The 526-nt window shown below is 48.5% G+C and carries 1 protein-coding gene; it reads right to left on the bottom strand.

All coding sequences use genetic code 11. The features are described from left to right. The coding region (locus tag MTX13_RS14380) for a hypothetical protein (RefSeq protein WP_250437438.1) at positions 1–526 on the bottom strand (526 nt) is incomplete at both ends.

Here is a 526-nt window from a genome sequence, read left to right as displayed (position 1 = left end):
AAGTGTATGTTACACTTACTGCCTCGGCTTGGTTGCCACAGGCATCCGATACGTTTGCTGTCCATGTCTGGGTGTATGCACAACCATCATTACTTGGTCCTTCTGTTGTTACTATTGGGTCGCCTACTTCACAGTTGTCTGTCGCTGTGAACATTGGCTCCATAACCTCTGGGTTACAGCCCAAGTCTCCACTCTCTGCATCGGTTGTGATCACTGGTGCCTCGGCATCCATTATCCAAGTATAGGTAATGCTCAATGCTTCAGCCACATTACCGCAGGCATCTGTATAGTTTGCTGTCCATGTTTGGGTATATGCACAACCATCTGCTACTGGACCTTCGGTCTCGCCTTCTAGCTCCATGTCTCCGTCCATGCAATTATCGTCCACCTTGAACATTGGTGGTACAATCTCTGGGTTACAACCTAAATCACCGCTCTGTGAGTCTGATGTGATTACTGGTGCTTCGGTATCTACTGTCCAAGTGTATGTTACACTTACTGCCTCGGCTTGGTTGCCACAGGCATC

Source organism: Hanstruepera flava (assembly GCF_023634025.1).
Taxonomy (GTDB): Bacteria; Bacteroidota; Bacteroidia; order Flavobacteriales; family Flavobacteriaceae; genus Hanstruepera; species Hanstruepera flava.
Note: the sequence above shows the minus strand (reverse complement) of the source record. Positions and strands in the feature narration are given on the sequence as shown.